Genomic DNA, 23,849 nt, shown 5'->3' with positions numbered 1-23,849 from the left:
GGCCTTGATGCAAGGCAATGTGCCATTCGATGCTATGACGTTTGTATGACAGTTTCGATTCGTGGCGTCTTGCACAACTATAGTTACACTCAATCGTCCGTGGCTTCCTGTCGGGCGTGGGTACGGCTATCATGGGCCACGTTTTTTTGCTTACGACCCTGGAGATATCCATGAGCAGCGATCTGATCAAACATGTCACCGACGCCTCCTTCGAAGCCGATGTCCTTAAGGCCGAAGGCGCCGTACTGGTCGACTACTGGGCTGAATGGTGCGGTCCATGCAAGATGATCGCTCCGGTACTGGACGACATCGCCTCCACCTACGAGGGCAAACTGACCGTCGCCAAGCTGAACATCGACGAGAACCAGGAAACCCCGGCCAAGCACGGCGTGCGTGGTATCCCGACGCTGATGCTGTTCAAGAACGGCAACGTCGAAGCCACCAAGGTCGGCGCCCTGTCCAAATCGCAGCTGGCCGCGTTCCTCGACGCCCACCTGTGATGTGAAAAAGCCCCGCAGATGCGGGGCTTTTCTTTGCCCGAAGGGCCTGTGGGAGCGGGTTTACCCGCGAATTCGATGCCGAACCCGCTGCCGCCTTCGCGGGTAAACCCGCTCCCACATGGCACGATTTACCCGGTCAAAACCACTAGACGTCGAAAAAAGCAAGTGTTACATTCGGCCTCGCGCTGCTTCTCCAGTGCCCTCTACACGCCGTCGCCGAAGCATCCCTAATTCGAATCAGTACGCGATCTTGTCGCCATCTAGCGGCGCGGCCTCATTAAGCCAGAAGCTTAATTCTCCCTTCTTACATGATTACGTCATTCCCCTTATGAACCTGACTGAACTCAAGCAAAAGCCGATTACCGATCTTTTGGAAATGGCCGAACAGATGGGCATCGAAAACATGGCCCGTTCGCGCAAACAGGACGTGATTTTCGCCCTGCTGAAGAAGCACGCGAAAAGCGGCGGAGAGATCTCGGGTGACGGCGTGCTGGAGATTCTCCAGGATGGTTTCGGTTTCCTGCGTTCGGCTGATGCGTCCTACCTGGCCGGCCCTGACGATATCTACGTCTCGCCCAGCCAGATCCGCCGCTTCAACCTGCGTACCGGCGACACCATCGTCGGCAAGATCCGCCCGCCGAAGGAAGGGGAGCGTTACTTCGCCTTGCTGAAGGTCGACACCATCAACTTCGACCGCCCGGAAAACGCGAAGAACAAGATCCTGTTCGAAAACCTGACGCCGCTGTTCCCGAACAAGCGCCTGAAGATGGAAGCCGGTAACGGCTCCACCGAAGACCTGACCGGCCGCGTCATCGACCTGTGCGCCCCGATCGGCAAAGGCCAGCGTGGCCTGATCGTTGCTCCGCCGAAAGCGGGCAAGACGATCATGCTGCAGAACATCGCGGCCAACATCACCCGTAACAACCCCGAGTGCCACTTGATCGTCCTGCTGATCGACGAGCGCCCGGAAGAAGTGACCGAAATGCAGCGCACCGTGCGCGGCGAAGTGGTTGCCTCCACCTTCGACGAGCCGCCAACCCGCCACGTGCAGGTTGCCGAAATGGTAATCGAGAAGGCCAAGCGCCTGGTCGAGCACAAGAAGGACGTGGTCATCCTGCTGGACTCGATCACCCGTCTGGCGCGTGCCTACAACACCGTGATCCCGAGCTCCGGCAAGGTACTGACCGGTGGTGTCGACGCCCACGCCCTGGAGAAGCCGAAGCGCTTCTTCGGCGCCGCGCGTAACATCGAGGAAGGCGGTTCGCTGACCATCATCGCTACCGCGCTGGTCGAAACCGGCTCGAAGATGGACGAAGTGATCTACGAAGAGTTCAAGGGCACCGGCAACATGGAGCTGCCTCTGGACCGCCGCATCGCCGAGAAGCGCGTGTTCCCGGCCATCAACATCAACCGCTCCGGTACCCGCCGCGAAGAGCTGCTGACTGCCGACGACGAGCTGCAGCGCATGTGGATCCTGCGCAAGTTGCTGCACCCGATGGACGAAATCGCCGCCATCGAGTTCCTGGTCGACAAGCTCAAGCAGACCAAGACCAACGACGAGTTCTTCCTGTCGATGAAGCGCAAGTAAGCGTTTCAGGCCGGAATTTATGGGGCCGCTTCGCGCCCCATCGCGACACAAGGCCGCTCCTACAGGATTACGCATTCCCTGTAGGAGCGGCCTTGTGTCGCGATGGGGCGCGAAGCGGCCCCAAGTCATTTTTGGCTATTAAGCACTGAACGGCGCTACACTCTGCACCCCCGACCGATACGGCCAACATGAGGCTTCTGCATGCAGTATCGCGACTTGCGCGACTTCATCCGTGGCCTGGAACAGCGCGGCGAGCTCAAGCGCATCCAGGTTCCGATCTCCCCCGTCCTGGAAATGACCGAGGTCTGCGACCGCACCTTGCGTGCCAAGGGCCCTGCATTGCTGTTCGAAAAGCCCACTGGCTTCGACATCCCGGTGCTGGGCAACCTGTTCGGCACCCCGGAACGTGTGGCCATGGGCATGGGTGCCGAGTCGGTCGATGAACTGCGGGAAATCGGCAAGCTGCTGGCCTTCCTCAAGGAGCCCGAGCCTCCGAAGGGTCTGAAGGATGCCTGGTCCAAGCTTCCGATCTTCAAGAAAGTCGTGTCGATGGCGCCGAAAGTGGTCAAGGACGCGGTGTGTCAGGAAGTGGTCATCGAGGGCGATGACGTCGACCTCTGCGCCCTGCCAATCCAGCACTGCTGGCCGGGCGACGTGGCACCGCTGATCACCTGGGGCCTTACCGTCACCCGCGGCCCGAACAAGGACCGTCAGAACCTGGGCATCTACCGCCAGCAGGTTATCGGCCGCAACAAGGTTATCATGCGCTGGCTCAGCCACCGTGGCGGCGCCCTGGACTACCGCGAATGGTGTGAGAAGAACCCTGGCCAGCCGTTCCCGGTCGCCGTGGCCCTGGGCGCCGACCCGGCCACCATCCTCGGCGCCGTGACCCCGGTGCCGGACACCCTCTCCGAGTACGCCTTCGCCGGCCTGCTGCGTGGCAACCGCACCGAACTGGTCAAGTGCCGGGGCAGCAACCTGCAGGTACCGGCCACCGCCGAAATCATCCTGGAAGGCGTGATCCACCCGGGCGAAATGGCCCCGGAAGGCCCGTATGGCGACCACACCGGCTACTACAACGAAGTGGACAGCTTCCCGGTGTTTACCGTCGAGCGCATCACCCATCGGCAGAAACCGATCTACCACAGCACCTACACCGGCCGCCCGCCAGATGAGCCGGCGATCCTCGGCGTGGCGCTGAACGAAGTGTTTGTGCCGATCCTGCAGAAGCAGTTCCCGGAAATCGTCGATTTCTATCTGCCACCGGAAGGCTGCTCGTATCGCATGGCGGTGGTGACCATGAAGAAGCAGTACCCGGGCCACGCCAAGCGCGTGATGCTGGGTGTGTGGTCGTTCCTGCGACAGTTCATGTACACCAAGTTCGTTATTGTCACCGATGACGATATCAATGCCCGTGACTGGAATGACGTGATCTGGGCCATCACCACACGCATGGACCCCAAGCGTGATACGGTGATGATCGACAACACCCCGATCGACTACCTGGACTTCGCGTCACCGGTATCCGGGCTGGGGTCGAAGATGGGCCTGGATGCCACGCACAAGTGGCCGGGCGAGACTACACGCGAATGGGGACGGGTCATCGTCAAGGACGAAGCCGTCACCCGCCGTATCGATGAGCTGTGGGATCAGTTGGGAATAGATTGATGCAGGTAACGTTGCAGCCGTCCGGGGCGGTGCTGGCGCTCGAACCCGGGGAACGGATCCTGGATGGAGCGCGGCGGCTGGGCTATGACTGCCCGAACAGCTGCCGAAATGGCAATTGCCATGTCTGCGCCGCGTTGTTGGTCGAAGGCCGGGTACGCCAGGACGGTGAAGTCCGCGACCATGGCGAGCTGTTCACCTGCATTGCCGAACCGCTGGAGGACTGCGTGTTGCTCTGGGATGGTGTGCTCGCCCTTGGCGAGCTGCCGGTGCGCAAACTGGCGTGCAGTGTCAGTGAGTGCGTCGAGGTCGGTGGCGACGTCTGGCGCGTGCGGTTGCGCGCGCCGGCTGGTAGGCCGCCGCGCTATCACGCGGGGCAGTACCTGATGATCGAGCGCGAAGGCGGCAAGCAGGCGGCGTTTTCGCTGGCTTCCGCACCCCATGCCGGGCGCGAGCTGGAGCTGCATGTGCTGGCGCGCGAGCCGAGTGCGCTGCAACTTATCGAGCAGCTCAAGCGCGACGGCCTGGCGCGCATTGAAATGCCGTTCGGTGACACTCACCTGGCCGAGTTGCCCGATGGGCCGCTGGTGCTGATCGCTGCTGGCACCGGCATGGGGCAGATGCACAGCCTGGTCGAGCATTGCCGGGCACAGGGTTTCAAGCACCCGGTGCACCTGTACTGGGGCGTGCGTCGGCCCGAGGACTTCTACCAGATCGAGCACTGGGACGAATGGCAGCGCCTGCCCAACCTGTTCCTGCACCAGGTGGTCAGCGACCTGTGCGGTTGGGAAGGCCGTTGCGGCATGCTGCATGAGGCGGTCTGCGAAGACATCGCCGATCTCAACAGCGTGCATGTATATGCCAGCGGCTCGCCGAACATGATCTATGCCACGCTCGACGCCTTGGTCGAAGCCGGCATGGATGCGCATCGCATGCGTGCCGATGTGTTTGCCTACGCACCGCGCGGCTAATAACTGGAGTTTGAAAGTATTGGTATAAGGCGGTAATTGTTACCGCCTTGGCTAATAACTTTCACAGTTGCTGAAACAGTACTTTCCAGTCGTCGGGAGCGAGGATGAAACTCTGGCGGGAGGGCTTGAGTATTTCTGCACTTCTGTCCTATGGTTACTGCAAGCGCCCCTGGTACAGAGGCTTGGGGTCGCATCTTAATCGAATCTCGCTACATCCGTAGTTCACAGGGATAATGGCGGCAGCTTATGTCGGCACTTGAAAGTATGTCCTGGGAAGTTTCATATCCACCGACACTCGACTTCGGTCAGCAACATACTCGCGAACAGTTGTTCAACTCCATGAAGACAACCATGTCTCGCCATCAGGGTGGGCCGGTGTGGCTGTTCGCCTATGGTTCGTTGATCTGGCGGCCGGAGTGCAACTCGGTGGAACGCCAACGCGCGCGGGTACATGGTTACCACCGTGGCTTGTACCTGTGGTCGCATGAGCACCGTGGCACCCCGGAAACCCCTGGCCTGGTGTTCGGCCTGGACCGTGGTGGCTCCTGCAGCGGTTTTGCCTACCGGCTGGATGACAGCAGCCTGGACGATTCGCTGATGGCCTTGTGGCAGCGCGAGATGCCGTACCCGGCGTACCGGCCGCACTGGCTCAGCTGCCGGTTGGATGATGGCAGCAAGGTGCAGGCCCTGGGCTTCGTGCTGGAGCGGCATTTGCCGTGCTATGCCGGGAACCTGCCGGACACCCTGCTAAGCCAGATCCTGGCCAGTGCCAAGGGGCGCTATGGCACCACGCGTGATTATGTCGAGCAGACCCTGAATGCCCTGCGCAGCCACCAGATGCCCGATCGCAACCTGGAGGCGCGTTTCAGGCGCTGCCATAACCTGCGGGAGATTTGATCACCTGTGCCGGTCTTTTCGCGGGTGAACCCGCTCCCACAGGTACTGCACATTCCTTGAGGGCGGTGCGGTCCTTGTGGGAGCGGGTTCACCCGCGAAAAGGCCGGAACTGTCTTACCTGGCCAGCACCACCAACTTACCCACAGCCTGACGCTGCCCCAACTTTTCAATGGCAGCCCCTGCCTCAGCCAGTGGATAAGTCTGCGACACCAGCGGCTTCAACTTGCCTTCGGCATGCCATGCAAACAGCTGCCGGAAGTTGGCCGCATTGTCTTCCGGCTGACGCTGGGCAAACGCCCCCCAGAACACCCCGAGCACCGCCGCACCCTTGAGCAACACCAGGTTGGCCGCCAGCTGCGGGATGTTCCCGCTGGCAAAGCCCACCACCAGCAACCGGCCATTCCAGGCCAGCCCGCGTACGGCCTGCTCGAACAACTCGCCACCCACCGGGTCGTAGATAACGTCTACGCCCTGGCCGCCAGTCAGGCGCTTGATCTCGTCACGCAGGCTGGCCTGGCTGTAGTCGATCAGTTCATCCGCGCCGGCTGCCTTGGCCACGGCCAGTTTTTCCGCACTGCTGGCGGCCGCGATCACCCGCGCGCCCATGGCCTTGCCGATCTCCACCGCCGCCAGGCCGACCCCGCCGGACGCACCCAGCACCAACAGGGTCTCGCACGCCTGCAACTGGCCGCGCTGGCGCAGGGCGTGCATGGAGGTGCCGTAGGTCATGCCGAATGCCGCGGCAGTGGTGAAGTCCATGCTCGCCGGGATCGGCAACACATTGTAGAACGGTACCGCCACCTGCTCGGCGAATGCACCCCAGCCGGTCAGCGCCATGACCCGGTCACCGACCTTGAACGCGCCGGCCTTTTCCCCGACTGCGGCCACCACGCCCGCTGCCTCGCCGCCGGGGGAGAACGGCAACGGTGGCTGGAACTGGTACTTGCCTTCAATGATCAGGGTGTCGGGGAAGTTGACCCCTGCGGCCTGCACATCCAGCAGGATCTCGTTTTTCTTCGGCACCGGGCTGGCCACCTCTTCCAGCACCAGGTCGCGCGCCGGGCCCAGGGTTTTGCACAACACAGCTTTCATCGGGGCTATTCCTTTGCGGGTCGTGGCCGATAAGTGTAGGAGGGCCGCCTGCCCGGTCAACGAGCATGGGGCGCCCTGATGTGCAGGCATAAGCGGCGGCACAAGCACGGGCTTGGGTTTGAGCGGCATGCTGGGTAAGCTGGCACCAACTGTATTGAGGAGCGAATTCTTGAAAGCGTGGATCTTGATGGTGCTGGCGCTGCTGCTGCCGGCTGCGGCCATGGGCGAGGAAGCCAAGGAAGGGGCGCCGAAAGTCGCCTACATCAGCCTGAGCCCGCCCTTTGTGGGCAACTACGCCCTCGACGGTAGCCCGCGGCTGCGCGTGTACAAGGCCGACGTGGCCCTGCGCGTGACCGGCGACGAAGCCGCCAAGGCGGTGAAGCACCACGAGCCGCTGATCCGCAACCAGCTGGTGGCGCTGTTCACCCAACAGTCGGTGGACAGCATGAGCAATGTCGAGGCCAAGGAGCATCTTCGCCAGGAAGCGCTGAAACAGGTGCAGCAGGTGATGGAAGCCGAAGAGGGCAAACCGATCGTTGAAGACTTGTTGTTCAACAACCTGATCGTGCAGTGACCGGCAAGCCGGCTCTCTCAGGAACAGCGCAATCCGCACTGTGGCGCGATCCCTGTGGGAGCGGCTTTAGCCGCGAAGAATCCAACGCGGTGCATGGCACCGGCTGCGCCGGTGTTCGCGGGTAAACCCGCTCCCACAGGAATCGCGCAATCTTTCAGATTTTGAGCCGGGTATGGGGGGATCAGGACGCCAGGCTTCGGCGAAACCGCGCCAGCGCCACGCCGAAGAACACCAGTCCGATCACGGCCAGTGCCAGGATGTCCGGCCACACCACCGTCCAACCGGCATCACGAAACAGAATTGCGGCACCAAGGCTGACAAAGTGCGTCGACGGCGACCCCTGCATCACCCACTGCAGCCACTGCGGCATGCTGTCCAGCGGTGTGCTGCCGCCGGACAGCAACAGCATCGGGATGATTACCGGGATCGCCAGCAGGCCGAATTGTGGCGTCGAGCGCGCCAGGGTGGCGAGGAAGATGCCCAGTGCGGTACTGGCGAACAGGTAGAGCGCCGTCACGGCCAGAAACAGGCCCATCGAACCGGACAGCGGCACGCCAAGCGCGCCCTTGACCACCACCACCAGCGAAATCCAGGTACAGATCACAACTACCAGCGCGTTGCTGGCAATCTTCGCCAGCATGATTTCCAGCGCGGTCAGCGGTAGCACCAGCAGGTGGTCGAGGGTGCCGTGCTCGCGCTCGCGCAGCAACGCGGTGCCGGTGAGGATGATCGCCAGGATGGTGATGTTGTTGACGATCTGGATCACCGCAAGGAACCAGCCGCCCTCTAGGTTGGGGTTGAACAGAGCCTTGGCGTTTATTACCACCGGGCTCTGTGTGTTGCTGCGCTGGCTGTAGTCGAGCAACTCGCGTTCGAAGATGCGGCCGATGTAGCCGGCACCCATGAACGCCTGGCTCATGGCCGTGGCGTCGACATAGATCTGCAGTTCCGGCGAGCGCCCGGCCAGCAGGTCGCTCTGGAAGTTCACCGGCACGTTGATCACGAAGGTGTACTGGCCGCTGTCCATGGCCTGGTCCAGACGCTGTGGGGGCAGTGGCACGGCGGGCTGGAACTCGGGTGGTTGCAGGGCTTCACCAAGCTTGCGCGATAGCAGGCTGTGGTCTTCGTCCACCATCGCGACGCTGGCGTTGTGCACGCCGATCACCGAGCCGGCTGCCGGCATGTAAATGGCCACGCTGAAGGCATACAGCAGGAACAGCAGTAGCACGCTGTCATGGCGCAGGCTGGTCAGCTCTTTCAGGCCAAGACGCAGAGTGTGGTTCAGGCGTGACATATCAGGCCTCCTGCTTCTTCAGCATGGCCAGGCTCAGGCCGGTGAACACGGCAAAGAAGCTGAGCAGGATCAGGCACTGCGGCCACAGCTCGCGCAGTCCCAGCGCTTTGGTGAATGTGCCGACCGCGATATCGAGGAAGTAGCCCGCCGGGAACAGTTGGCCCATCACCGCCGCCGCGCCGTCCAGCGACGAGCGTGGCACGATCAGCCCGGAGAACTGGATGGTCGGCAGGCTGGTGATGATCATGGTGCCCAGGATGGCGGCGATCTGGGTGCGGGTGAAGGCCGAGATCAGCAGGCCCAGGCTGGTGGTAGCCAGCAGGTAGGCGACGCCGCCACAGGCCAGGGCGAGCACGCTGCCCTTTAGCGGCACGGCGAACAGCCAGCGGTTCATCGCCACCAGCAGTGCCAGGTTGACCAGGCTCACGGCCAGGTAGGGCATCTGCTTGCCGAGGAGGAACTCCAGGCGGGTGAGGGGTGTGGCGTAGAAGTTGGTGATGGAGCCGAGCTCTTTCTCGCGGACGATACCCAGCGCGGTGAGCATGGCCGGGATGAAGGCCAGGATCAGCGCCATTACCCCAGGGCCGATGGCGTTCACGCTGACCACATCCTGGTTGTAGCGAAAACGGGTTTCCAGGCGCACCAGGTCCTGGCGCGGCTGCGGCTGTGGGCTGGCTTTGGCCAGTTGCTCGAGGTTGGCCTGGTGCACGGCTTCCACGTAATTGCGGCTGGTTTCGGCGCGGAACGGCATGCCGCCATCGAGCCAGGCGGCCACCACCGGTTGACGCCCGGCGTAGAGGTCGCGGCCGAAGCCGGGTGGAATTTCCAGTGCCAGTTTGATTTCCGAGCGCTGCAGGCGCTGGTGCATTTCGCGGGTGTCGCGGATGGGCGCCTGTTCGGCGAAATAGCGTGAACCACGGAAGGCTTCGAGGTAGGCCCGGCTTTGCGGGCTCTGGTCCTGGTCGTGTACGGCGAAGGCGAGGTTTTCCACATCCAGTGAAATGCCATAGCCGAAGATCACCATCATGAACATCGCCCCCAGCAGGGCGAAGGCCAGGCGCACCTTGTCGCGCAGCAGCTCCTTGCCCTCACGGCTGGCCACCGCCAGCAGGCGACGCAGGCTGAAGCCCTGGCGCAGCGTCGGCGCAGGCGTGGCGGTCTGCTCCAGCACGGTGTTGTCGGTGGCTTGCGGCGCCAGTTCCTGAGCCTGTTCCAGGCAGCGCACGAACGCGTCTTCCAGAGTGTTGCCCTGGTAGTGGCGTTGCAGGGCATCCGGCGTGTCGCAGGCCAGTACCCGGCCTGCATGCATCAGCGAGATACGGTCGCAGCGCTGGGCTTCGTTCATGAAGTGGGTAGAAAGGAAAATGGTCACGCCCTGCTCGCGTGAAAGCTCCACCAGCAGGCGCCAGAAGTCGTCACGGGCAGCCGGGTCGACGCCGGAGGTGGGTTCGTCGAGGATCAGCACTTCCGGGCGGTGCAGCACCGCTACCGCCAGTGACAGGCGCTGACGCAGGCCGAGGGGCAGGGCGCCGGATGGCTGGTCGGCGATGGCAACCAGGTCGAAGCGCTCGATCAGCTCGTCGATGCGCTGGGCGCTCTCGGCCTTGGGCAGGTCGAACAGGCGTGCATGCAGAGTGAGGTTCTGCCGGGTGCTCAGCTCGCCATACAACGAAAAACTCTGCGACATGAAACCGACCCGTTTGCGCGTGGCCAGGTCACTGGCATCCACCGGGCGGCCGAGCAGGCTGGCGCTGCCTTCGCTGGCCGGCATCAGGCCGGTGAGCACTTTCATGGTGGTGGTCTTGCCGCAGCCGTTGGAGCCCAGGAAGCCGAAAATCTCCCCGCGGCCAATGGCGAAGCTGACCTTGTTCACGGCAGTGAAATCGCCAAAGCGCAGGGTCAGGTCGTGGGCCTCGATGGCGACCGGGCTGTCAGCGGCCGGGCGCGGCGGGATGATGAGCGGAGAGTGTTGTGCCTTGCCCGCGCCCTGGTAGTGGGTGAAGGCGTCGTCCAGCTTGCCGCTGGGGGTGACCGCGGCCAGCTCATGGCTGGGGCCGGCGGCCAGCAGGCGGCCGCCATCGAGCATCAGGCAATGCTCGAACTGTTCGGCCTCCTCCATGTAGGCGGTGGCCACCAGCAGGGTCAGTTGCGGGCGCTGTGCACGCACCTGTTCGACCAGCTCCCAGAAGCGCCGCCGTGACAGCGGGTCGACGCCGGTGGTCGGCTCGTCGAGGATCAGCAGGTCCGGCTCGTGGATCAGCGCGCAGCACAGGCCAAGCTTCTGCTTCATGCCGCCCGACAGTTTGCCCGCCGGGCGCTGGGCAAAGCGCTGCAGGTCGGTGGCCTGTAGCAGGTTGGCCATGCGCTGTTCGCATTCGCGACGGCCGAGGCCGAACAGGGTGGCGAAAAAGCGAATGTTCTCGCTGATCGACAGCTCCGGATACAGGTTGTTGCCCAGCCCCTGCGGCATGAACGCCACTTTCGGGTATAGCGCCCCGCGATGGCGCCGCTGGCGGATCGAACCACCCAGCACCTGCAGTTCGCCCTGTTGCAGGCGCTTGACGCCGGCGATCAGCCCCAGCAGGGTCGATTTGCCAGCCCCGTCAGGGCCGATCAGCGCGCAATGGGTGCCCGCCGGCAGGCTGAACCCGAGGGGGTGCAAGGCGACCAGGTCGCCGTAGCGATGGCTGATACCCTCGGCCAGCAGTGCCGGGGCGTTCATTGCAGGTTGGCCGGCCAGTCCACCTCAGCCGTGCGTACATAGCCGGCGCCTGGCATGCCCGGCTTGGCCTGCGGCACGGCACCCGGGTCGGTCAGGCGCAGCTTGACCCGGAACACCAGCTTCTGCCGCTCGTCGCGGGTTTCCACCTGCTTGGGGGTGAACTGGGCCTTGGCCGCGACAAAGGCCACCTTCGCCGACAGCGCCCGCTCGGGCAGGGCGTCGAGCACGATCCGTGCCTGGTCGCCGACGGTCAGCCGGCCGCTGGTGGAGGCGGGCAGGTAAAGGTTCATGTACTGGTCGCTGGGGTCGATCAACATCAGCACGCGGCCGCCGGCACCCAGCACTTCACCGGGCTCGGCCAGGCGCAGCTGGATGATGCCGTTGATCGGTGCGCGCAGACTGCTGTCGTCGATTTCGCTGGTGAGCTGCGCTACCTGGGCCTCGGCGGCACCGATGGCGGCCTTGATCGCCGCCAGTTGGGCGCGGGCGGCGACCACGGCCGCGTTGGCTGTGTCGAAGCGCGCCTGCTGTTGGTCGAGCAATTGCTGGCTAGCGTATTTGCGTTGGAAGATCTCACGCACGCGCTTGAGCTCCTGGCTGGCAAGCAGCAGTTCACTTTGGCGCAGCTGCACGCTGGCCTGGGCGGCGGCGTAGTTTTCCCGGGCGCGCAGCACTTCGGCTTCGGCCTGGCTGCGCTGGGCTTCCATGGTACGGGTGTCGATGCGTGCCAGCAGTTGGCCGCGAGACACCTTGTCACCTTCGTCGACCAGCACCTCGGCCAGGCGGCCAGGGATTTTGCTAGCGATCTGCACTTCGGTGGCTTCCAGGCGGCCGTTGCCCATGCTCAGGCCTTCGGGCAACTGGTCGTGGATCGACTTCCAGTACCCCAGCCCACCGGCTGCTGCGAGTAGGGCGATCAGCGCGGTGGCGAAGATCCTGGGGGCGTATCGGTTCATCGGTCTGCATCCTTGCGGTCATGCACACTGCATCATGGCCTGCGGCCATGAGCGATGTGTTGATGCCGGTCAAAGTCCTTATGCGGTGCCTGTGGGAGTGGCCTTGTGTCGCGAAAGGGCCGCAACGCGGCCCCAGGATTTTCGCGCCCCAGCACAAATCTATGGGGCTGCTTCGCAGCTCTTTCGCGACGCAAGGCCGCTCCTATATTACCGAGTAACTGCGCAAAGACTGACCTTAGCCGCAGTTTCAACCCAAAGCCACAATCACCGCCCATTGCTCTGGCGTCACCGGCATCACCGACAGGCGGCTGCCCTTCTGCACCAGCGGCAGTTCGGCCAGGCCTGTCTGCTGTTTCAGCCAGCCCAGCTCCAGCACCCGTGGCAGGGTTTGCACATGGGCAACATCGACCGCGCTCCAAGGGTTATTGTCGGCCGTGGCCTTGGCATCGTAGTAGGGGCTTTGCGGGTCCAGCGCGGTTGGGTCCGGGTAGGCTGCGCGGGTGATCCTGGCAATGCCGGCGATGCCCGGCTGCGGACAGCTGGAGTGGTAGAAGAAGAACTCGTCGCCAACGCTCATGGCCCGCAGGAAATTGCGTGCCTGATAGTTGCGCACGCCGTCCCAGCGCGCTTCGCCGAGCCGGCTGAGGGCTTCGATGGAGAGCTCGTCGGGCTCGGATTTCATCAGCCAGTAGGCCATGGGAACTGCTCCTGAAAAGGTTTGAAATAACCTGTTGGACGAAACCGACAGCCGGTTGGCGTCAAGGTTTGCGTGCAGACGCAGGTTGTCGGAAAATGCGCCCCGTTTAAAGCGCGATGCTTCGGCAATACCCAGAAAATTGCCGAGCCTGAACAGTTTGCCTGGGGGGCAATCTTCGATGAATCAACGTAACAAGCCGGATCTGCTGTGGATCCTGGTGTTCATTTTTGGCCTGGGTGTGGTCACTACCGGTTATGCGCAAGGGATCTGGGAGCGCAAGCTGGACAACGCCTATCAGATGCCGGTCGACGCCAGCCAGCCGCAACGTTGATGCCCCCGCTGGCGCCGCTCAACGCGGCGCCAGGTACCAGCCACGGTCCGAGACCGTCCCCTGTAGCGGTACGTCCCAACTGGCCTGAGCCAGCCGCTCGACCTTCTGGCATTCATGTGCCAGCCCCAACAGCAATGGTTTTTTCCAGGTCTGGCGACGTGCCTGGTAGGCCAGGCTGCGATCATAGAAACCACCGCCCATTCCCAGGCGACCGCCCACTTCGTCGAAACCGACCAACGGTAGCAGGATCAGGTCCAGCGACCAGATCGGGCGCTGGCGCTTGCGCTCGGTGACCGGCTCGGGAATGCGAAAGCGGTTGGGCTTGAGCTTCTCGCCTTGCTCGAAGCGCTGGAACACCATGCGCGTGCGCGGCCAGGCGTGCAGCACCGGCAGGTAGGTGCGCTTGCCGCGGCGCTGGGCTTCGCGCAGCAGCAGGTAAGGGTCGATCTCGCCGTCGTTGGGCAGGTACAGGACAATGTGCCGGGCGCGTCGGAACAGCGGGTGCTGCGCCAGCTGGCGATACAGGCCAAGGGCGGCCTGGCGTTGCTGGGCAGGGGTAAGGGCGCGGCGGGCATTGCGGAGCAGGCGACGGAGCTGGGGGCGGGTGAGCTGCGCGGTGTCGGTCATGGCACGGGCGATCCCAGGTGCTGGCCGACGTGGTCGGCCAATACGAATTGCCCGCCGGAAGGGGCGGGCAAGAGAATTCAGGCTCCCCGATAAGACCGCTATCGGTGTAGCCCTTGAACCCGAAAGTTCAAGGTGGAGATTGCAGGGGGCGTTAAGGCTTTCCGTCGGGCGGACATGCACACCGGCCCCAGCGTGCAACCCCCGTGGTTGTGCGTATCGGCTCAGGGACATAACCGACTGGCGCATCCCCCAGGGAGTGGCGCCAGTATACCAATCTCAGCCGATTTTGGTATCCGCGTCGTCGGACAGTGCCTGGTCGACCCGTTCCAGCAGGTCGCGCACCTGTTCGCGGGTGGTGCCGCCTGCCGGGGCATCGTTGCGGTCTTCCTGGCGGTGCAGCATTTCGTGGGTGATGTTCAACGCTGCCATGACCGCGATGCGGTCGGCGCCGATCACCTTGCCGCTGCTGCGGATTTCGCGCATCTTGCCGTCCAGGTAGCGCGCGGCACTGACCAGGTTGTTGCGCTCTTCCGGCGGGCAGATGATCGAATATTCCTTGTCGAGGATCTGCACGGTGACGCTATTGCTTGAACTCATGAGTCTTGCTCCAGAGCCTTGAGGCGTAAAATCATCGACTCGACCTTGCGCTTGGCGATCTCGTTCTTTTCGATGAGGTGGGCACGCTCTTCGCGCCAGGACTTTTCCTGAGCTACTAGGAGTGCATTTTGCCGTTTTAGTTGCTCGACACGTTCGATCAGCAACTCGAATCGGCTCATCAGTGCCTGCAGGTCGTTCTCTTGCGTGGGTTGCACTCGATTCGCTCCGTCGTTGAGTCACCTGGCGATGATGCCTCTCCCTGGGCGGCGACGGCCAGTGCCGATGGTCTTGGCGCGCCTGCCGGTGCTAGGATACAAGGTCTCCATTCTAGTCATTGCGCCGTCTGGCGCCTAGCTGCCCATGCCCAATACCCAATCGCCCTACATCGCCTTCGCCATGCTGCTGTCCAGCAATGGCCATCCTGTAACCCCGGCCGAACTGCACGGCCTGCTGATCGGCCGCAGCTGCGCCGGTGCCGGCTTCGACGCCGACGGCTGGCTGGCCGATGCCGCCCAGCTGCTGGAAACCGAGCCCGGTGACACCGTACGCAACGCCCTGGTCGGCCTGCAGGAAATGGTCAAGGGCGAACTGACCAGCGACGAAATGGCGATCGTCCTGCTGCTGCCTTCCGACGACGCCGCCCTGAGCGATCGCGCCACCGCGCTGGGCCAGTGGTGCCAGGGCTTCATCACTGGTTTCGGCCTGAATGCCGGTGGCAAGGACTTGTCCGACGAGGCCAAGGAAGTGCTGCAGGACCTGGTGGCCATTTCCCAGGTCCAGGAAGCCCTCGAGGAGTCCGAGGATGGCGAGAGCGATTACATGGAAGTCATGGAATACCTGCGTGTGGCGCCGTTGCTGCTGTTCTCCGAGCTGGCCAAGCCGGCCGCCCCTGCACCCAAGCCATCGCTGCACTGATCAACCAGGGGTAGTCTGCCCATGAGCCACATTCCCAAGGCCGAGTATGCCCGTCGGCGCAAGGCGCTGATGGCGCAGATGGTCCCCAACAGCATCGCCATCCTGCCCGCCGCCGCGGTTGCCATCCGTAACCGCGACGTCGAGCACGTTTACCGCCAGGACAGCGACTTCCAGTACCTCAGTGGTTTCCCCGAGCCGGAAGCGGTGATTGCGCTGATTCCCGGTCGCGAGCATGGCGAATACGTGCTGTTCTGCCGTGAACGCAACCCCGAGCGCGAGCTGTGGGATGGTCTGCGGGCCGGCCAGGAAGGTGCGGTGCGCGATTTTGGCGCAGACGATGCCTTCCCCATCACCGACATCGACGAGATCCTGCCGGGCCTGATCGAAGGCCGTGAGCGGGTATACAGCGCCATGGGCAGCAACCCCGAGTTCGACCGCCGGCTGATGGACTGGATCAACGTGATCCGCTCCAAGGCCCGCCTGGGTGCCCAGCCGCCGAACGAGTTCGTTGCGCTGGATCATCTGCTGCACGACATGCGTCTGTATAAATCGGCAGCGGAAGTGAAGGTGATGCGCGCTGCCGCAGACATCTCGGCGCGGGCCCACGTGCGAGCCATGCAGGCCTGCCGGGCCGGGTTGCACGAATACAGCCTGGAAGCCGAGCTGGACTACGAATTCCGCAAGGGCGGGGCGAAGATGCCGGCCTACGGCTCGATCGTCGCGGCCGGGCGCAATGGCTGCATCCTGCACTATCAGCAGAACGACGCCCCGCTCAAGGATGGTGACCTGGTGTTGATCGATGCCGGCTGCGAGATCGACTGCTACGCCAGCGACATCACCCGTACCTTCCCGGTCAGCGGGCGTTTTTCGCCCGAGCAGAGGGCCATCTACGAGCTGGTGCTCAAGGCCCAGGCAGCGGCGTTTGCCGAAATCGCCCCTGGCAAGCACTGGAACCACGCCCATGAGGCGACCGTGCGGGTCATTACCGAGGGCCTGGTGGAACTGGGCCTGCTGACGGGCGAGGTACAGGCGCTGATCGACAGCGAGGCCTATCGTGCCTTCTACATGCACCGCGCCGGGCACTGGCTGGGCATGGATGTGCACGATGTGGGCGAGTACAAGGTGGGCGGCGAGTGGCGGGTGCTCGAACCCGGCATGGCGCTGACCGTCGAGCCGGGCATCTACATAGGCGCCGACAATCAGGCCGTGGCCAAGAAATGGCGCGGCATTGGTGTAAGGATCGAGGACGACGTGGTAGTGACCAGGCAAGGCTGTGAAATCCTGACTTCGGGCGTGCCGCGCACGGTCGCCGAGATCGAGGCGCTGATGCAGGCCGCCCGCAAGGACGCGGCATGAATCGGGTAAACCTGGCGATCATCGGTGGCGGCCTGGTGGGCGCGAGCCTGGCCCTGGCCCTGCAGGCGGGGGCCAAGGCGCGAGGCTGGAAGATCCTGCTGATCGAGCCGTTCGCCCCCGGTAACAGCTTCCAGCCCAGCTACGACGCGCGTTCGTCGGCACTGTCGTTCGGTACCCAGCAGATCTACCAGCAGCTGGGCCTGTGGCAGGCCATCGGCCATCGCGCCGAGCCAATCTTGCAGATTCACGTGTCCGACCGCGGCCGTTTCGGTGCCACCCGCCTGGATGCCCGGGAAGAGGGTGTGCCGGCGCTTGGCTACGTGGTGGAAAACGCCTGGCTGGGCCAGTGCCTTTGGCAAGGGCTGGACAGCGAGGTGGTGAGCTGGCGCTGCCCGGCGGAAGTGACTGCGATGCAGGCCATCGAGGGTGGCTACCGCCTGCAGCTGAACGATGACACCCAGTTGGAGTGCGACCTGGCTGTACTGGCCGACGGTGGCCGTTCCGGCCTGCGCGAACAGCTGGGTATCCACGTGCGCCACACGCCCTACCAACAGAGCGCGCTGATCGCCAACATAACCCCGGGCGAGGCCCACGGCGGCCAGGCCTTCGAACGTTTCACCGAAGAAGGCCCCATGGCCCTGCTGCCGCTGCCGGATAACCGCTGCGCGCTGGTCTGGACCCGCCAGGGCATGGACGCGCGGCGTCTGGCCGACATCGACGAGCGCAATTTCCTGCGTGAACTGCAGGGCGTGTTCGGCTATCGCCTGGGCGCCTTGCGCCAGGTCGGCGCGCGGCACCTCTACCCACTGTCGCTGATCGAGGCCCAGGAGCAGGTGCGGCCGCATCTGGTGGTGCTGGGTAACGCCGCGCACAGCCTGCACCCTATTGCCGGCCAAGGCTTCAATCTGTCGCTGCGTGACGTGCAGGCGCTTGCCGAGGCGCTGCTGGCCGGCCCGCAGCAGCCCGGCGACCTGACAACATTGCAGGCCTACCACCAGCGCCAGCGCGTGGACCAGGCCATGACCATCGGCTTTTCCGACCAGGTCACCCGTCTGTTCGGCAGCAGCCAGCCATTGCTGGCCGCCGGCCGCAACCTTGGCCTGCTCGGGCTCGACCTGCTGCCACCGGCCAAAAGCTGGTTCGCCCGCCAGGCCATGGGTCTGGGCACCCGCCCCGATCCGCGAGGTCAGGCATGAGTGACAACACGCGCAGGCTGGCGCGCCGGGCGTGCCTGTTGCGCTGGCGGCTGAACCTGTTCCCGCCGCACCTCGGCGCTGGTATCCGCGTACAGCACATCAGCCCGGACCTGCGCAGCGTCAAGGTGGCGATGAAGCTGACCCGCTGGAACCGCAACTACGTCGGCACCCAGTGCGGCGGCAGCCTGTACGGCATGGTCGACCCGTTCTACATGCTGCTGTTGATCGAGCAGCTGGGGCGTGACTACATCGTCTGGGACAAGGCCGCCAGCATCGATTTCATTTCGCCGGGCAAAGGCCCGGTGTATGCCGAACTCCACGTCGATGACGCGCTGCTGGACGAAATCCGCCAGCAGACTGCCACCGGCAAGAAGTGCCTGCCGCGTTTGCAGGTCGATATCCGCGACGGCGCCGGCGAGCTGGTGGCGCGGGTCGATAAAACCCTATATGTGCGGCTCAAGCCGCAAGCGAGGCTGGCGTAAGGCATGGAAATGCGCGCAGATCTGTTGATTGTCGGTGCCGGTATGGTCGGCAGCGCACTGGCCCTGGCGTTGCGCCACAGTGGCTTGCAAATCCTCTTGCTCGACGGCGGCCCGCTGACGGTCAAGCCGTTCGATGCCCAGGCCCCGTTCGAGCCGCGTGTCAGCGCGCTGTCGGCAGCCAGCCAGCGCATCCTCGAGCGCCTTGGCGCTTGGGATGGCATCGCCCGCCGGCGTGCCACGCCATACTCGGACATGCATGTATGGGATGGCAGCGGCACCGGGCAGATTCACTTCTCGGCTGCCAGCGTGCATGCTCAAGTGCTCGGTCACATCGTCGAGAACCGGGTGGTGCAGGATGGGCTGCTGGAGCGCCTGCATGACAGCGATATCGGCCTGCTGCCCAATGCGCGGCTCGAACAGCTGCGACGCTCCGGCGACGAGTGGCTGCTGACCCTCGCCGATGGCCGCCAGCTGCGTGCGCCGCTGGTGATCGCGGCCGACGGTGCCAACTCGGCAGTGCGGCGCCTGGCCGGCTGCGCAACCCGCGAGTGGGATTACCTGCACCACGCCATTGTCACCAGCGTGCGTTGCAGCGCCGGGCACCAGGCCACGGCCTGGCAGCGCTTTACCGACGAAGGACCATTGGCGTTCCTGCCGCTGACCCGCGACGGCCAGCAGGACTGGTGCTCGATCGTGTGGTCGACCACGCCGGAGCATGCCGAGCAGTTGATGGCGCTGGATGAAGCTGCGTTCCTGAAGGCCCTTGAGCGGGCTTTCGAGGGGCGCCTGGGTGATGTACTGCAAGCCGACCCTCGGGTGTGCGTGCCGCTGCGCCAGCGCCACGCCAAGCGCTATGTGGATGAAGGCCTGGCATTGATCGGCGATGCCGCGCACACCATTCATCCGCTGGCCGGGCAGGGCGTCAACCTGGGCTTCCTCGATGCTGCAGTGCTGGCCGAGGTGCTGGTCAACGCCTGCGAGCGTGGCGAGCGGCTGGCGGATGTGAAGGTGCTAAGCCGTTACGAGCGGCGGCGCATGCCGCACAACCTGGCGCTGATGGCGGCGATGGAAGGGTTCGAGCGGTTGTTCCAGGCCAACCCGTTGCCGTTGCGCTGGTTGCGTAACAGCGGGTTGAAGCTGGTGGAGCAGATGCCGGAGGCCAAGGCGATATTTGTGCGACAGGCGCTGGGTTTGAGCGGTGATCTGCCGGATCTCGCCAAGGCTTGAGATTGTAGGGGCTGCGCAGCAGCCCCTCTGCAACATCCAGTAACGCCTATGTAGATGAGTCGGAAAATGGGATTCACTACCATTTGCGCCTCTCATACGATCCGAGGAGTGCTTTCCATGTTGCCACGCAAGCCCCTACTGGCCGCCCTGGCCCTGACCCTGTTCGGCGGCACCGCCCAGGCAGCGGACGAAGTGGTGGTGTACTCCTCGCGCATCGACGAGCTGATCAAGCCGGTGTTCGATGCCTATACCGCCAAGACTGGGGTCAAGATCAAGTTCATCACCGACAAGGAAGCCCCGCTGATGCAGCGCATCAAGGCCGAGGGCGAAAACGGCGTGGCCGACCTGCTGCTGACCGTCGATGCCGGCAACCTGTGGCAGGCTGAGCAGATGGGCATCCTGCAGCCGATCAAGTCCGACATCATCGACCAGAACATCCCGTCGCAGTACCGCGCCTCGTCCCACGACTGGACCGGCCTGAGCCTGCGCGCGCGCACCATCATCTACTCCACCGAGCGGGTCAAGCCGCAAGAGCTGAGCACCTACGAAGCCCTGGCCGACAAGCAGTGGGAAGGCCGCCTGTGCCTGCGCACGGCGAAGAAGGTGTACAACCAGTCGCTCACCGCCACCCTGATCGAGACCCACGGCGAGGCGAAGACCGAGCAGATCGTCAAAGGCTGGGTCAACAACCTGTCCACCGACGTGTTCTCCGACGACAACGCAGTGATCCAGGCCATCGAGGCCGGCCAGTGCGATGTGGGCGTGGTCAACACCTACTACTACGGTCGCCTGCACAACCAGAACCCGAAACTGCCGGTGAAGATCTTCTGGCCCAACCAGGGTGACCGTGGCGTGCACGTGAACCTGTCGGGCATCGGCCTGACCAAGCATGCACCACACCCGGAGGCGGCGAAGAAGCTGGTTGAATGGATGACTGGTGAAGAGGCGCAGAAGCTGTTCGCCGACATCAACCAGGAGTTCCCGGCCAACCCGAAGGTCAAGCCATCGGAAGAAGTGGCAGCGTGGGGCAGCTTCAAGGCTGACAGCATTCCGGTTGAAATCGCTGGCAAGCGCCAGGCTGAAGCGATTCGCTTGATGGATCGGGCTGGCTGGAACTAAGCGCCAGGCTTTATCCTTCCGGGGCCTGCAAGGGCCCATTCGCGGCGGTTCGGCGTTCCGATAAACCCGCTCCCACAGGGACCGCACAACCCTCAAAGGCAGTGCAGATCCTGTGGGAGCGGGTTTACCCGCGAACGACCGCGCAGCGGTCGCCATCGCAATCGAGAATCAAACCTTGCCCCACTCCCCCCAACGCCGCTGGTACCTCCCGGTCACCCTGGTCGCCGCCCTGGTGCTCCTGCCCCTGAGCGTCCTGCTGTTGTCCTGGCAGTCGATCGACCTGCAGATCTGGTCGCACCTGCTCGACACCCAGATGACTCGCCTGCTGGGCAATACCCTGACGCTGGTGGTGGGTGTGGGCATCGGCGTCACCGTGCTGGGCGTCAGCCTGGCCTGGCTGACCAGCCTCTGCGAGTTCCCTGGCCGGCGCTGGCTGGACTGGGCGCTGATGCTACCGTTCGCCATCCCGGCCTATGTACTGGCGTTCGTCTTCGTCGGCCTGCTGGACTTCGCCGGCCCGGTGCAGAGCGCCCTGCGCGAGGTGTTCGGGCCGATGCGCCTGCCGCGGGTGCGCTCCACCGGCGGGGTGATCGTCGTTCTGGTGCTGGTGTTCTACCCCTATGTCTACCTGCTGGCGCGCAGCGCATTCCTGGCCCAGGGCAAGGGCCTGATGGAAGCCGCGCGGGTGCTGGGGCTGTCCCCGCTGCAAGCGTTCTGGCGTGTGGCCCTGCCCATGGCACGGCCGGCGATCGGCGCCGGTATTGCCCTGGCCCTGATGGAAACCCTGGCCGACTTCGGCGCGGTGGCAGTGTTCAATTTCGACACCTTCACCACGGCCATCTACAAGACCTGGTACGGCTTCTTCAGCCTCTCCAGCGCGGCCCAGCTGGCCAGCCTGTTGCTGCTGGCGGTGATGCTGGTGCTGTATGGCGAGCGCCGTGCCAGGGGTGCCAGCCGCAGCGGCAACGAGCGGCCGCGCGGGCAGGCGCTGTACCACCTGCACGGGGTCAAGGCGTTGCTGGCCAGCGGTTGGTGCTTGCTGGTGTTCGCCTGCGCCTTCGTCATCCCGCTGCTGCAACTGCTGGCGTGGTTCTGGCAGCGTGGCCGGCATGACCTGGACGAGCGCTATGTCGGCCTGGTGTTGCACACCCTGTACCTGGGCGGCATGGCGGCGCTGGTCACGGTGTGCGTGGCGTTGCTGCTGGCCTTTGCCCGGCGCCAGGCGCCGACGAGTGGTATTCGCGCCGGGGTGGGCCTGGCCAACCTGGGCTATGCCTTGCCCGGCTCGGTGCTGGCGGTTTCGATCATGCTGGCGTTCAGTTACCTCGACAACCACCTGGTCATCCCGCTGTCCAACTGGCTGGGTGGTGCCGGCAAGCCGCTGCTGCTGGGCAGCCTGGCCGCGTTGCTGCTGGCCTATCTGGTGCGCTTCATCGCGGTGGCCTACGGGCCGCTGGAGAGCAGCCTGGAGCGTATCCGCCCGTCACTGCCCGAGGCGTCCCGTAGCCTCGGCGTCGGTGGCGCGGGGTTGTTCTTCAAGGTGTATCTGCCGCTGCTGGTGCCTGGCGCGCTCAGCGCCGCCCTGCTGGTGTTCGTCGACGTGCTCAAGGAAATGCCGGCCACCTTGCTGATGCGCCCGTTCGGCTGGGATACCTTGGCGGTACGGGTGTTCGAGATGACCAGCGAGGGTGAGTGGGCGCGTGCATCGCTGCCGGCAATGACCCTGGTGCTGGTGGGCCTGCTGCCGGTCATCGGCCTGATCCGCCGTTCGGCACGTCGACCTGGTCACAGTCACTGAGGGTGCCAGCCCGCGCCCTTGCGGCTACAATGCGCGGCATTCGCGCGGCGGGTCCTACACAAGAAGAGCTGACGACCCGACGTCATCGACCGCCGCCGCTTCGCCACGCCCGGAAGGAGAAACCCATGGGACAGCGCACGCTTTTGTATGACCTGCACCTGGCGCTTGGCGCCAAGACGGTCGATTTCGGTGGCTGGGACATGCCCCTGCACTATGGCTCGCAGGTCGAGGAGCACCATCAGGTGCGCAGCGATTGCGGGGTGTTCGATGTTTCCCACATGACCGTGATCGATGTCGATGGTAGCGACGCCACCGCCTGGTTGCAGCGTCTGCTGGCCAACGACGTGGCCCGCCTCGACGACACCGGCAAGGCGCTGTACAGCCCGCTGTTGCAGGAACAGGGCAGGGTGATCGACGACCTGATCGTCTACCGCACACAACATGGCTATCGCCTGGTCACCAACGCCGCCACCCGTGCCAAGGTACTCGACTGGCTGCAGCAGCAGCGTGACGGTTTTGCCGTGGACTTCCAGGTCCGCCCAGACCTGGCCATCCTTGCCATCCAGGGCCCGCATGCTCGAGAAAAGGTTGCAGCCCTGCTCAGCCCCTCGCGTGCGGCGCTGATCCGCGAACTGCGTCCTTTCGAAGGCTTTGCCGAAGGCGACTGGTTCATTGCCCGCACCGGTTATACCGGTGAAGACGGCCTGGAGATCATCCTCCCCGGCGAGCAGGCCGTGGCCTTCTTCAACGACCTGGTCGGTGCCGGCATCGCCCCCAGCGGCCTTGGTGCCCGCGATACCCTGCGCCTGGAAGCCGGCATGAACCTGTACGGCCAGGACATCGACGAAAACCACACACCGCTCACCTCCAACCTCGGCTGGAGCATCGCCTGGGAGCCGGCCGAGCGCGACTTCATCGGGCGCGCTGGGCTGCTGGCGGAAATCGAGCACGGCGTGCAGGAAAAACTGGTCGGCCTGGTGCTGGAAGAGCGTGGCGTGCTGCGTGCCCACCAGGTGGTGCGTGTAGCCGGGATTGGCGAAGGGGAGATCACCAGTGGTAGTTTCTCGCCTACGCTGAGCAAGTCCATTGCCCTTGCACGCGTGCCCATGGCCACTGGCGACCGGGCCGAGGTGGAAATTCGCAGCAAGTGGTACCCGGTGCGGGTGGTCAAACCGACCTTCGTGCGCCACGGCAAGATCCTGATCTGAACAATTTTTAACCGGCGGGCGTACCGCTGAGCCAATC

23 protein-coding genes and 1 other RNA gene are annotated in these 23,849 nt (G+C 64.1%); 15 read left to right on the top strand and 9 right to left on the bottom strand.

Annotated elements, in window-relative coordinates:
• Positions 1-170 precede the first annotated feature (170 nt).
• The 5 genes from trxA (at position 171) to KDB76_RS27555 (ending at position 5,621) form a co-directional block, all read left to right on the top strand.
• Positions 171-500: a thioredoxin TrxA gene (gene trxA, locus KDB76_RS27575; RefSeq protein ID WP_003253660.1), complete on the top strand. Its 330-nt coding sequence runs from the start codon at positions 171-173 to the stop codon at positions 498-500.
• Positions 501-828: 328 nt separating this feature from the next.
• On the top strand, positions 829-2,088 hold the full coding sequence (gene rho / locus KDB76_RS27570) for a transcription termination factor Rho (protein WP_212632207.1): 1,260 nt from the start codon (positions 829-831) through the stop codon (positions 2,086-2,088).
• Positions 2,089-2,289: 201 nt separating this feature from the next.
• Complete coding sequence (gene ubiD / locus KDB76_RS27565) at positions 2,290-3,756, top strand: 4-hydroxy-3-polyprenylbenzoate decarboxylase (protein WP_024087894.1); 1,467 nt, start codon at positions 2,290-2,292, stop codon at positions 3,754-3,756.
• Positions 3,756-4,724 carry a CDP-6-deoxy-delta-3,4-glucoseen reductase gene (locus KDB76_RS27560; protein ID WP_013974732.1) on the top strand — a complete coding sequence of 323 codons (969 nt, stop codon included), beginning with the start codon at positions 3,756-3,758 and terminating at the stop codon, positions 4,722-4,724. The genes ubiD and KDB76_RS27560 overlap by 1 nt, the downstream gene beginning before the upstream one ends.
• A gap of 246 nt (positions 4,725-4,970) precedes the next feature.
• Positions 4,971-5,621 carry a gamma-glutamylcyclotransferase gene (locus KDB76_RS27555; protein ID WP_023661272.1) on the top strand — a complete coding sequence of 217 codons (651 nt, stop codon included), beginning with the start codon at positions 4,971-4,973 and terminating at the stop codon, positions 5,619-5,621.
• A gap of 114 nt (positions 5,622-5,735) precedes the next feature.
• Here the strand turns inward: KDB76_RS27555 and KDB76_RS27550 are convergent, their stop codons facing one another.
• A complete protein-coding gene (locus KDB76_RS27550; RefSeq protein WP_024087892.1) occupies positions 5,736-6,713 on the bottom strand; it encodes an NADPH:quinone oxidoreductase family protein in 978 nt (325 codons plus the stop codon).
• Between the two features lie 169 nt (positions 6,714-6,882).
• Here KDB76_RS27550 and KDB76_RS27545 point away from each other — a divergent pair, with 169 nt between their 5' ends.
• Positions 6,883-7,287 (top strand): flagellar basal body-associated protein FliL, encoded by a 405-nt coding sequence (locus KDB76_RS27545; protein WP_003259380.1) that lies wholly within the window; start codon positions 6,883-6,885, stop codon positions 7,285-7,287.
• Positions 7,288-7,468: 181 nt separating this feature from the next.
• Here KDB76_RS27545 and KDB76_RS27540 read toward each other — a convergent pair whose 3' ends face one another.
• The 4 genes from KDB76_RS27540 to KDB76_RS27525 all read right to left on the bottom strand — a co-directional run bounded on the left by KDB76_RS27540 (position 7,469) and on the right by KDB76_RS27525 (position 12,956).
• Positions 7,469-8,581: an ABC transporter permease gene (locus tag KDB76_RS27540; protein ID WP_013974728.1), complete on the bottom strand. Its 1,113-nt coding sequence runs from the start codon at positions 8,579-8,581 to the stop codon at positions 7,469-7,471.
• Between the two features lies 1 nt (position 8,582).
• Positions 8,583-11,303, bottom strand: a complete 2,721-nt coding sequence (gene rbbA, locus KDB76_RS27535; protein WP_038410233.1) for a ribosome-associated ATPase/putative transporter RbbA — start codon at positions 11,301-11,303, stop codon at positions 8,583-8,585.
• Entirely contained in the window at positions 11,300-12,259 is a 960-nt protein-coding gene (locus KDB76_RS27530; RefSeq protein WP_024087890.1) for an HlyD family efflux transporter periplasmic adaptor subunit, read from the bottom strand. Before KDB76_RS27530 ends, rbbA begins: the two co-directional genes overlap by 4 nt.
• Positions 12,260-12,506: 247 nt before the next feature.
• Positions 12,507-12,956 carry an EVE domain-containing protein gene (locus tag KDB76_RS27525; protein ID WP_023662863.1) on the bottom strand — a complete coding sequence of 150 codons (450 nt, stop codon included), beginning with the start codon at positions 12,954-12,956 and terminating at the stop codon, positions 12,507-12,509.
• Positions 12,957-13,134: 178 nt separating this feature from the next.
• On the opposite strand from KDB76_RS27525, the gene KDB76_RS27520 reads away from it, so the two are divergent.
• Entirely contained in the window at positions 13,135-13,287 is a 153-nt protein-coding gene (locus KDB76_RS27520) for a hypothetical protein (RefSeq protein ID WP_013974724.1), read from the top strand.
• A gap of 18 nt (positions 13,288-13,305) precedes the next feature.
• Here KDB76_RS27520 and KDB76_RS27515 read toward each other — a convergent pair whose 3' ends face one another.
• The 4 genes from KDB76_RS27515 to KDB76_RS27500 form a co-directional block, all read right to left on the bottom strand.
• Positions 13,306-13,914, bottom strand: coding sequence for a 5-formyltetrahydrofolate cyclo-ligase (locus KDB76_RS27515; RefSeq protein ID WP_038410232.1), 609 nt, complete (start codon positions 13,912-13,914; stop codon positions 13,306-13,308).
• Between the two features lie 79 nt (positions 13,915-13,993).
• Positions 13,994-14,173: non-coding RNA, 6S RNA (ssrS, locus tag KDB76_RS27510), on the bottom strand.
• Positions 14,174-14,190: 17 nt separating this feature from the next.
• Complete coding sequence (locus tag KDB76_RS27505; RefSeq protein WP_003259368.1) at positions 14,191-14,511, bottom strand: cell division protein ZapA; 321 nt, start codon at positions 14,509-14,511, stop codon at positions 14,191-14,193.
• Complete coding sequence (locus KDB76_RS27500; protein WP_029886233.1) at positions 14,508-14,690, bottom strand: TIGR02449 family protein; 183 nt, start codon at positions 14,688-14,690, stop codon at positions 14,508-14,510. The genes KDB76_RS27505 and KDB76_RS27500 overlap by 4 nt, the downstream gene beginning before the upstream one ends.
• A gap of 181 nt (positions 14,691-14,871) precedes the next feature.
• On the opposite strand from KDB76_RS27500, the gene KDB76_RS27495 reads away from it, so the two are divergent.
• From KDB76_RS27495 to gcvT, 8 genes are all read left to right on the top strand, one after another.
• The gene (locus KDB76_RS27495; RefSeq protein WP_013974723.1) at positions 14,872-15,426 is read left to right on the top strand and encodes a YecA family protein; all 555 of its coding nucleotides are present in this window, start codon (positions 14,872-14,874) and stop codon (positions 15,424-15,426) included.
• A 21-nt stretch (positions 15,427-15,447) separates the two neighbouring features.
• Positions 15,448-16,782 (top strand): Xaa-Pro aminopeptidase, encoded by a 1,335-nt coding sequence (gene pepP / locus KDB76_RS27490; protein ID WP_015272234.1) that lies wholly within the window; start codon positions 15,448-15,450, stop codon positions 16,780-16,782.
• The gene (gene ubiH / locus KDB76_RS27485) at positions 16,779-17,978 is read left to right on the top strand and encodes a 2-octaprenyl-6-methoxyphenyl hydroxylase (protein WP_024087888.1); all 1,200 of its coding nucleotides are present in this window, start codon (positions 16,779-16,781) and stop codon (positions 17,976-17,978) included. The genes pepP and ubiH overlap by 4 nt, the downstream gene beginning before the upstream one ends.
• Complete coding sequence (locus KDB76_RS27480; RefSeq protein ID WP_013974720.1) at positions 17,975-18,460, top strand: DUF4442 domain-containing protein; 486 nt, start codon at positions 17,975-17,977, stop codon at positions 18,458-18,460. Before ubiH ends, KDB76_RS27480 begins: the two co-directional genes overlap by 4 nt.
• Before the next feature lie 9 nt (positions 18,461-18,469).
• Positions 18,470-19,687, top strand: a complete 1,218-nt coding sequence (locus KDB76_RS27475; RefSeq protein ID WP_169775117.1) for a 2-octaprenyl-3-methyl-6-methoxy-1,4-benzoquinol hydroxylase — start codon at positions 18,470-18,472, stop codon at positions 19,685-19,687.
• A gap of 117 nt (positions 19,688-19,804) precedes the next feature.
• On the top strand, positions 19,805-20,806 hold the full coding sequence (locus tag KDB76_RS27470; RefSeq protein WP_013974718.1) for an extracellular solute-binding protein: 1,002 nt from the start codon (positions 19,805-19,807) through the stop codon (positions 20,804-20,806).
• A 175-nt stretch (positions 20,807-20,981) separates the two neighbouring features.
• Positions 20,982-22,604 carry an iron ABC transporter permease gene (locus KDB76_RS27465; protein WP_023660975.1) on the top strand — a complete coding sequence of 541 codons (1,623 nt, stop codon included), beginning with the start codon at positions 20,982-20,984 and terminating at the stop codon, positions 22,602-22,604.
• A 125-nt stretch (positions 22,605-22,729) separates the two neighbouring features.
• Complete coding sequence (gcvT, locus tag KDB76_RS27460; RefSeq protein ID WP_013974716.1) at positions 22,730-23,812, top strand: glycine cleavage system aminomethyltransferase GcvT; 1,083 nt, start codon at positions 22,730-22,732, stop codon at positions 23,810-23,812.
• Positions 23,813-23,849: the final 37 nt, after the last annotated feature.

This window comes from Pseudomonas sp. JS425 (genome assembly GCF_018223845.1).
GTDB classification, from domain to species: domain Bacteria; phylum Pseudomonadota; class Gammaproteobacteria; order Pseudomonadales; family Pseudomonadaceae; genus Aquipseudomonas; species Aquipseudomonas asiatica.
This window is presented reverse-complemented; position numbering and strand designations above follow the sequence as displayed.